Source organism: Streptomyces rishiriensis, assembly GCF_003112535.1.
Lineage (GTDB): Bacteria > Actinomycetota > Actinomycetes > Streptomycetales > Streptomycetaceae > Streptomyces > Streptomyces rishiriensis.
In genome coordinates this window covers 100,139-108,523 of record NZ_BEWA01000026.1, presented here as the reverse complement: position 1 = coordinate 108,523, position 8,385 = coordinate 100,139, and the positions used below count along the sequence as shown (strand labels likewise).

The 8,385-nt window shown below is 71.1% G+C and carries 7 protein-coding genes and 1 pseudogene; 6 read left to right on the top strand and 2 right to left on the bottom strand.

What is annotated here, in order from left to right; all coding sequences use genetic code 11:
* A partial coding sequence (locus Sri02f_RS35845) for a tyrosine-type recombinase/integrase (protein WP_109005494.1) occupies positions 1-1,059 on the bottom strand: 1,059 nt, incomplete at its 3' end.
* A gap of 123 nt (positions 1,060-1,182) precedes the next feature.
* Here Sri02f_RS35845 and Sri02f_RS35840 point away from each other — a divergent pair.
* Positions 1,183-1,668: pseudogene (locus Sri02f_RS35840) on the top strand (HNH endonuclease family protein); the annotation flags it as partial.
* 84 nt (positions 1,669-1,752) lie between these two features.
* Here the strand turns inward: Sri02f_RS35840 and Sri02f_RS35835 are convergent.
* Entirely contained in the window at positions 1,753-2,142 is a 390-nt protein-coding gene (locus Sri02f_RS35835; protein ID WP_109005493.1) for a hypothetical protein, read from the bottom strand.
* A 319-nt stretch (positions 2,143-2,461) separates the two neighbouring features.
* Between Sri02f_RS35835 and Sri02f_RS35830 the strand changes: the two genes are divergently transcribed.
* The 5 genes from Sri02f_RS35830 to Sri02f_RS35805 all read left to right on the top strand — a co-directional run bounded on the left by Sri02f_RS35830 (position 2,462) and on the right by Sri02f_RS35805 (position 8,300).
* Positions 2,462-3,292, top strand: coding sequence for a glycoside hydrolase domain-containing protein (locus Sri02f_RS35830; protein WP_109005492.1), 831 nt, complete (start codon positions 2,462-2,464; stop codon positions 3,290-3,292).
* 181 nt (positions 3,293-3,473) lie between these two features.
* Positions 3,474-4,118 carry a SurA N-terminal domain-containing protein gene (locus Sri02f_RS35825; protein WP_109005491.1) on the top strand — a complete coding sequence of 215 codons (645 nt, stop codon included), beginning with the start codon at positions 3,474-3,476 and terminating at the stop codon, positions 4,116-4,118.
* A 97-nt stretch (positions 4,119-4,215) separates the two neighbouring features.
* Positions 4,216-5,358: a nucleoside triphosphate pyrophosphohydrolase gene (locus Sri02f_RS35820; RefSeq protein WP_245970948.1), complete on the top strand. Its 1,143-nt coding sequence runs from the start codon at positions 4,216-4,218 to the stop codon at positions 5,356-5,358.
* 359 nt (positions 5,359-5,717) lie between these two features.
* Positions 5,718-7,013 carry a cytochrome P450 family protein gene (locus Sri02f_RS35810; protein WP_109005490.1) on the top strand — a complete coding sequence of 432 codons (1,296 nt, stop codon included), beginning with the start codon at positions 5,718-5,720 and terminating at the stop codon, positions 7,011-7,013.
* A 204-nt stretch (positions 7,014-7,217) separates the two neighbouring features.
* Positions 7,218-8,300, top strand: coding sequence for a LysM peptidoglycan-binding domain-containing protein (locus tag Sri02f_RS35805; RefSeq protein WP_109005489.1), 1,083 nt, complete (start codon positions 7,218-7,220; stop codon positions 8,298-8,300).
* The last annotated feature ends 85 nt before the right edge of the window (positions 8,301-8,385 follow it).

Below are 8,385 nucleotides of genomic sequence, written 5' to 3'. Positions count from 1 at the left end.
GAGATAGACAGCAGTGCTGGCCGACGACGCATGCCCCAGCAAGGTCTGTACGACATCGGGTGCCACACCACTGCGGATCCAGCGGGTTGCCGCTGTGTGCCGCATCATGTGCGGCCGGGCACGCAGGCCGCAACGGTCACCGATGCGCTCGATGACCTGTTTCGCGTTCGAGTACGACATCGGACGGCCCGCCCAGCCGCCGACGAGATTCACGAACACGTAGTCACAGCCTGCCGCCCCGGAAACGTCTTCCCGCTCGGCCAGATACTCGCGGTACCGGTGAACGGCGGTCTGAGCGAGGGGCACCGCACGGTGCCGGCCAGCCTTGGCGCGCGCCCCGTTCTCGTTGTTCTGGCGGGGGCGGACGTGCAGGTGGGCGCCACCGGTCCGGCAGCCGAGATGCGTGGAGTCCGGGAGTAGGTGCATGTCCTCACGCCGCAGCCCGAGGGCTTCGCCGATGCGGAGGCCCGCCTCCACCAGGACGGTCAGCAGCAGCCGGTCACGCGCGGTGCGAGCGGCATCGAGAATCTGATCCATTTGGGCACCGGTGAGAGTCTGTGGTGCCCGCTCGATCTCCGGCATTTTGAGGACACGGGCTTTGACCATCAAATGCTGGCCACCCTCGCCGGGGTCGAAGCCGGCCGGGGCATGGGTGAGGAAGCGCGGTTCGCTGAGGCGCGCTGCGACCTCGTGATCCACATGGCCTTGGACCGCGCAGAAGCGGAGGAACTCGCACACCGCAGTGAGTGTGGCGTTGACTGTCTTGCCGGACGGAGGCCGCCCATGGCGTGTCGGTGTCCGCTGAATGTGGAACTTGAACCGGCTCATGTCCCCGAGTCGGACGGTCTTCCAGTCGGTGCCTCGCTCCGCGCACCAGTTGAGGAAGCGACTGATTCTGGGGATGTACGCGCGCTGTGTCTGTGGCGATCGACCGGCTCCACGCAGATACAGGGAGAACTCGCGGGCCTCGGGATGAGGCGCGTACGTCTCCTCGTCGACCAAAAGCCAGGTGATCTCTCCGGTGATGGGCGATACGGCCTTCTCTGTGCGTAACGTCACGGAATCTTCTCCCTGTCCCCGATGTCACTCATGTGCCTCATGGCGTGACTGATAACGGCGAGGGACAGGAATGAGTTACGGCTGTGCCTCATGTGCATCACATGGACGAGGGAGATAGAGATAACCCGGGACGACATCCTCAAGCGCGACCTGGCCCGGGTGAGGTTCACCGGCGGCCACTGCAAGGTGTCCTACGGCGTGCTGGAGTCCGACCCGTACTCGGGCAAGGAGGTGACCTACCGGCGGGGCAGCAGCAAGGTCGACATCGACCACATGGTCGCGCTGTCCGACGCCTGGCAGAAGGGCGCCAAGTACTGGGACGCGGGCAAGCGGATAGCCCTCGCCAACGACCCGCTCAACCTGCTGGCGGTGGACGCGAGCACCAACCGCTCCAAGGGCGACGGCGACACGGCGACCTGGCTGCCGCCCGACAAGGGCTACCGGTGCACGTACGTCGCGGCGCAGGTCGCGGTGAAGAAGAAGTACGAACTGTGGGTCACCGAGGCCGAGAAGTCCGCCATGGAGAAGGTCCTGACGACCTGCCCCGGCCAGAGGCTCCCCGTCGGCGGCAACCCCACGAAGGCGCCGGGGCGCTTCCACGCGGGCTGAAGCCCCGGCTGCCGGCCGGGGTCTCCCCGCGCGTGGCGCCGCACTGCCCCGGCGTCGACGCCCCGGCGGCAGCGGCCGCCACGGCTACCGCCCGTAGGGGTAACCCTGCTGGTAGGGGTTGGCCTGCGCCGCCCCGTACGCCGGGGCCGGCTGCTGGGACTTCCGGTCGAAGACCGCGAACAGCAGCAGCACCGTCGCCGTCACCAGGGCCGTCAGGAACGTGACGCCGAAGTAGGCGTCCGCGTCGTCGGTGTCCGAGACCGCCGTCATGGTCACGATCACGCACTCGTACAGGGAGAACGCGCCGACGGCCGTCCAGTCGGAGGGCAGCCCGCGGCGGATCGCCACGTACAGGAAGGGCACCCACGCGAGGAAGCCCAGTGAACCCCACACCAGGGCCGTCCAGGCCAGCCGCTGGAACCAGCCGCCCTCCAGCCGTCTGTCCTCGCCCGTCGCCGTCGTCGGCATCGTCATGTCGCCCCCCAAGTCACCAGGGAGCCAGGGTAGGGCACGGGCCGACCGCGATGCGGACCGTGTCGGAGCATCGCTTCTTTGCCATCGGATGGCTGAATCTTGCCGCTCTGCGGGACCCCTGTTTTCCGATCATGGGGACGCCGCGGGGTACGGTGCGATCCGTTTGCGGTCCAGGACGTCGAGACGACGCCGTATCGTCGTGCCCCGAACGCAGAACCACAGGACTCCGGCGCCGCACAGCGCGCCACGGGAGGACCTGGCGAGACACAGCCGTACGCGCCGCCGGCGCCGTGCGCACACACGAACGATGGGGTGGGGGATGGCCGAGCACCGGCAGTCCAGGAAGCGCAGATACATCACGTGGGGCGTGGCCGGCGCGGCCGTCCTCGCGGGGGCGGGCATAGCGGCCCAGACCTCGATGGCGGCCACCGTCTGGCCCGCCCAGAAGACGTACACCGGCCGTGCCTTCGACGCCTGCACCGCGCCCTCGCTGGCCGCGATGAAGGCCTGGAAGACCAACGGCTACTACGGCGGCGCCGCGGTCTACGTGGGCGGCAAGAACCGCGGCTGCGCACAGCCCAACCTGACCGCCTCCTGGGTCAAGTCGGTCAACGCGCTCGGCTGGAACCTCATCCCGCTGTACGTCGGCGCCCAGCCGCCCTGCCAGACCGGCTCCAGCCCCGAGAAGATCACCGCCGCGACGGCCACCTCCCTGGGCGCGACCGACGCGGCGGACGCCGCCGCCAAGGCGTCCGCCCTCGGCATGAAGACGGGCAGCCCGATCTACCTCGACATGGAGGCGTACGACATCACGAACAAGTCGTGCAACGACTCCGTGCTGGCCTACGTCCGCTCCTTCACCAAGACGCTGCGCGCCAAGACCTACCGCTCGGGCTACTACGGCTTCACCAGCTCCAGCGCGAAGGCGATCGCCACCGCGACCGACAAGACGGATCTGCCGGGCAACCTGTGGTACGCGCTGTGGGACAAGCAGGACACCACGACCACGGACTGGCCCTGGGGGGCCACCCAGTTCACCGGTCACAGCCGCGGCCACCAGTACCAGGTCAACAGCAAGGAGACCCGCCGCGGTTACACGCTCACCGTGGACCTCGACTCGTGGGACGCACCGGTCGCGCTGGTCGGCTGAGCGCGGCCCCCACGCGCGGGGCTGAGCGCTCGCACCGACGAGCGGGCGGCGAGCGGGCGCGGCGGTGCCCGAAGTCCTGGTGAATCGTTGGTCGAATGGGTTGGCCCCGGGCCTGCCACTGCCTACCATCGATCACCGCAAGACTTTGTGCACCGTCGCACAATCTCCTCGGGAGGTTTCCTTGCACCGCCGTCGTCGCACCGCGCTCCTGCTGTCCGCTGTGATCGCGGCGGCCCCTCTTCTGGCCGCCTGCGGGAACGACGCGCATCCCGGCGCGGCGGCCGTCGTCGGCGGGCAGCGGATCACCGTCGCGCAACTGGAGAGCCGGGTGAAGGAGGTCCGCGCCGCCCAGCGCGCCGTCTTCACCGACGACACGCAGTACGCGCAGGCCCTCGCCCAGACCGGCACCCTCACCCGCGACACCCTGCACGGCATGGTCCTCGACCGTGTGCTGCAGCGGGCCGCCGAGGACGCGGGCGTCACCGTCACGCCCCGCGAGGTCCAGGAGATGCGGACCGGCCTGGAACAGCAGGCCGGCGGCGCGGAGGGGCTCCGGAAGGCGTGGCTCCAGCAGTACGGCATCCCGCCGCAGCGCCTCGAGGACAACCTCCGCCTTCAGCTGGAGGCCCAGAAACTCGCCACCCGGCTCGGCACGAACACCAGCCAGCCCGCGTTCTGGAACGCCCTGTCCAAGGCGTCCAAGAGCCTCGACGTCGACCTCAACCCGCGCTACGGCAGCTGGGACGCCCGCAAGGTCTCCCGCGTCGACGCGAAGACCCCCTGGGTACGCGAGACAGGGACGGCGGGAAGCAAGCAGACGACGTGACGGCGGCGCGGTCCCGTCGGCCCGGCCGGTATGACGAATGCGACGGGCCTGTGGACAACTCGTGGGGCCGTCGGCGGGTGTGGGTTACGTTCGAGGTGTGAACGCATCCAGCCCGTCCAGCGGCCGCCCGGCCGGCGGCCCCGCCGCGGTCTTCGAAGGGGCCCCGGCCCCCGGCCGCATCGTCCTGCTCACCACCAGCCACCGCGTGGCCCCCGGCCTGCTGTCCTGGCCCGCCTGGCAGGCCCTGCGCACGGCGGACCAGGTGCTGTGCGCGGACGGCGCGCATCCGCAACTGCCCTATCTGCGGGACGCCGGACTCACGGTCGAGGAGACGTCCCCGACCGCCGAGGGCCTCGTCGCCGCCTGCGCGGGCGGCCGCACGGCCGTGGTCGTGGCGACCGGCGAGGGCGAGCCGGCCCTCACGGACGGGCTGGCCCGGCTGGCGGGCTCCGGCCGCGTGACGATGCCCGAGCTGGAGCTGCTCCCCGCCTCCTACGACCTGCCCGGAGCCCGCCTGCTCGACCTCGTCCAGGTCATGGACCGCATACGGGCCGAGTGCCCCTGGTCCTCCCGGCAGACCCACCGGGGCCTGGCGAAGTACGCGGTCGAGGAGTCGTACGAACTGGTCGAGGCGATCGAGGTCGGCGACCGCGACGAGCTCCGCGAGGAACTGGGCGACGTCCTGCTCCAGGTCGTCTTCCACGCCCGCATCGCCGAGGAGGACGCGGAGTCCCCGTTCTCCGTGGACGACGTCGCGGGCACGATCGTCGCCAAGCTCATCCACCGCCACCCCCATGTCTTCGGCGACGCCACGGCCACGACCCCGGAGGAGGTCAAGGAGCACTGGCTGCGCACGAAGGCGGACGAGAAACGGCGCGCGTCCGTGACGGACGGCGTCCCCCTGCACCAGCCCGGACTGGCCCTCGCCGCCAAGCTGGTGGCACGGGCCCGCACGGCGGGCCTGGACGTGCCGCTCCCGACAGCCGACGGCACGGGATCCGGAAGCAGGGGAGCGGAGGGCACGGGATCCGGAAGCAGGGGAGCGGAGGGCACGGGATCCGGAAGCAGGGGAGCAGAGGGCACGGGATCCGGGGGGACGGGCGCCGACGGCATCGGCTACGAGCTGCTCGCCCTCGCCGCCCGCGCGGAGGCCGAGGGCGTGGACCCCGAGGCGGCGCTGCGGGCGGCGGCCAGGGCGTACCGGGACGCGATCCGGGCCGCCGAAGGGGTGGCGGGTTAGCCCGCTCCCGCTCCCGGCCGCCGTCGGTGTGCGAGGGCGGCGCCCGGCCCCGACGGCGGCCCCGCGCCGAAGGCGGCCGACCCGGTCGCGCTCGGGCCCGCCCGTGCGCCGCTGCCGATGCAGCCGCTGCCTGCGGCGAACCTGCCGTCGGCGAACCGGCTGCCGGTGCGCCTGCTGCGGGCGGGCACCGCAGCAGGCTGCAGTGGCGCGACCCCGCACTGGTCGACCACCCTGCCGCGGGCGAAGGAGTCCGCGGGCGAAGGAGTCCGCGGACGCGGCCCTGGGCGGCGCAGGGCCGCCGGGCCGGGGCGTCCGGGTGCGCGCGCAGTGCTCGCCCGGCACCCCGCTACCGTCGAGGCGTGACCAACCAGCCCCGCCCCCCGGCCGACGTCCCGCCCGCTCCCGAGCTGTTCACCTGGGAGTTCGCCACCGACCCCTACCCCGCCTACGCCTGGCTGCGCGAACACGCCCCCGTGCACCGCACCGAGCTGCCCAGCGGTGTCGAGGCGTGGCTGGTCACCCGGTACGCCGACGCGAAAGAGGCCCTCGCCGACCAGCGGCTGTCCAAGAACCCCGCGCACCACGACGAGCCGGCCCACGCCAGAGGGAAGACCGGCATCCCCGGTGAGCGCAAGGCCGAGCTGATGACGCATCTGCTGAACATCGACCCGCCCGACCACACCCGGCTGCGCCGGCTCGTCAGCAAGGCGTTCACGCCCCGCCGGGTCGCCGAGTTCGCGCCCCGGGTGCAGGAGCTGACCGATCACCTCCTCGACCGGTTCGCGGACCGGGGCGAGGCCGACCTGATCCACGACTTCGCCTTCCCCCTGCCCATCTACGCCATCTGCGACCTGCTGGGCGTCCCGCGCGAGGACCAGGACGACTTCCGGGACTGGGCGGGCATGATGATCCGGCACGGCGGAGGGCCGCGCGGCGGCGTCGCGCGGTCGGTGAAGAAGATGCGCGGCTATCTGCTGGAGCTCATCCACCGCAAACGCGCGGAGCTGCCCGCTCGGCCGGCCCCCGGCGAGGACCTCATCTCCGGCCTCATCCGCGCCTCCGACCACGGCGAGCACCTCACCGAGAACGAGGCCGCCGCCATGGCCTTCATCCTGCTGTTCGCGGGCTTCGAGACGACGGTCAACCTCATCGGCAACGGCGCCTACGCCCTCCTCACCCACCCCGAGCAGCGTGCCCGCCTCCAGCGGTCGCTCACCGAGGACGGCGGCGGCCCTTCCCTGCTGGAGACCGGGATCGAGGAACTCCTGCGCTACGACGGCCCCGTGGAACTGGCGACCTGGCGGTACGCGACCGAGCCGCTGCGCCTCGGGGATCAGGACATCGCGCCCGGCGACCCCGTCCTCGTCGTCCTCGCGGCAGCCGATCGGGACCCGGCGCGTTTCACGGACCCCGACGTGCTCGATCTCTCCCGCCGTGACAACCAGCACCTCGGCTACGGCCACGGCATCCACTACTGCCTGGGCGCCCCGCTGGCCCGGCTCGAGGGCCGGACCGCGCTGGCCGCCCTTCTCACCCGGCTGCCCGACCTCCGACTGGCGGCGGATCCGGCCGAGTTGAGGTGGCGGGGCGGGCTCATCATGCGTGGACTGCGGACGTTGCCGGTGCAGTTCACTCCGGAGCGTTCCGGTACATAACCCGCCCGGGTCTGATCACATGTCAGCCGGAGTGTGACCATTCGGCGTAGCAAAGGTGACCAGTCCTCAACTCTGTGATCTTCACGTGATCTGCGCGGCATGAACTTGTGACAAGTGATCGTCTGCCGATACGTTCACTCGTCAGCGCGACGGGCCGGTCTCGGACGCCGCGCCGGTACTGCTGTCCAGAGAAAGGCCCCTCGCATGCTCTCCGGGAACGGTCGACACCGTCGCCCCCGTCAGGCTCCGGCCCTCCTCGTCGCGGCCGGGGTGACCGGCTCCGCCATCGCCATCCCGCTGCTCGCCGCCTCCGGCGCGAGCGCTGCCGACGGCACGGTGTGGGACAAGGTGGCGCAGTGCGAGACCGGTGGCTCGTGGAGCGCCGACAAGGGTGACGGCGAGTTCGGCGGCCTGAGTCTCAGCCAGAAGGACTGGGAGACCTACGGCGGGCTCGACTACGCCACGCGTCCGGATCTGGCCAGCCGCAACCAGCAGATCGCGGTGGCGCAGAAGGTGCTCGCGGCTCAGGGCATCGGCGCGTGGGGGACCTGCGGGCTGACCTCCGGCCTCACCAAGGCGAACGGCGCGCTGGCCGTGGACACGGGTCTGGCGGACGACTCCTCCGGTTCGTCCTCCTCCGGATTGTCCGATCTGTCCAAGGGTCTGTCCGGTTCTTCGGGCTCCTCCGGTTCCTCGGGGTCCTCCGGTTCCTCGAGTTCCTCCGACGCGTCGGGCGACGGCTCGGCGAAGGGATCGTCCGACTCGTCCGTGGATGCCTCCAGTTCGCCCTCGGGGTCCCCTTCCTCCTCTTCGTCCCCTTCCTCCTCTTCCTCCGCCGCCGCGGGTGACTCCACCGCCTCCGCCGGGGGCAAGGGTTCGGCAGGCTCGGGTGGCGGGCGGACGTCAGGCGGCTCGCCCACGGTGAGCCCGGAAGTGGACGAGTCGGACAAGTCGGTCCAGGGTGTGGGCTCTTGGAGTCTCGTCGACACCGGCTCCCTCGGCTCCGGCCGGCACCGCGGGGCCACCGCCGACGAGGACGCGACCAAGAGCGCCAAGAGCGCCAAGAGCGCCGAGGACGTCGCGCCGAACGCCGCCGTCCCCGCCTCCGCCGGCCGGCATGCCGCGGCCACCTATGTCGTCCAGGAGGGGGACTCGCTCGTCTCCATCGCCGACTCCCTTGGCCTCGACGGCGGATGGCGTGCCCTGTATGCCGAGAACAGGGACCTCATCGGCGGCGACCCGAGCGACATCGCCCCCGGTCAGACCCTCGACACAGGGGTCCAATAGGGCGCAAAACCCGGTAAAAGTAGCGGGAGTTCACGTCATGCTTCGCTGCCAATTGTCCGGTTTGGTGAAAGTGTGGGATGAGTCT

Excerpts from the sequence above, each read along its gene's own strand:
- Sri02f_RS35830 (WP_109005492.1), top strand. The coding sequence starts at position 2,462 with ATGGCCGAGCACCGGCAGTCCAGGAAGCGCAGATACATCACGTGGGGC.
- Sri02f_RS35805 (WP_109005489.1), top strand. The coding sequence starts at position 7,218 with ATGCTCTCCGGGAACGGTCGACACCGTCGCCCCCGTCAGGCTCCGGCC.
- Sri02f_RS35835 (WP_109005493.1), bottom strand. The coding sequence starts at position 2,142 with ATGACGATGCCGACGACGGCGACGGGCGAGGACAGACGGCTGGAGGGC.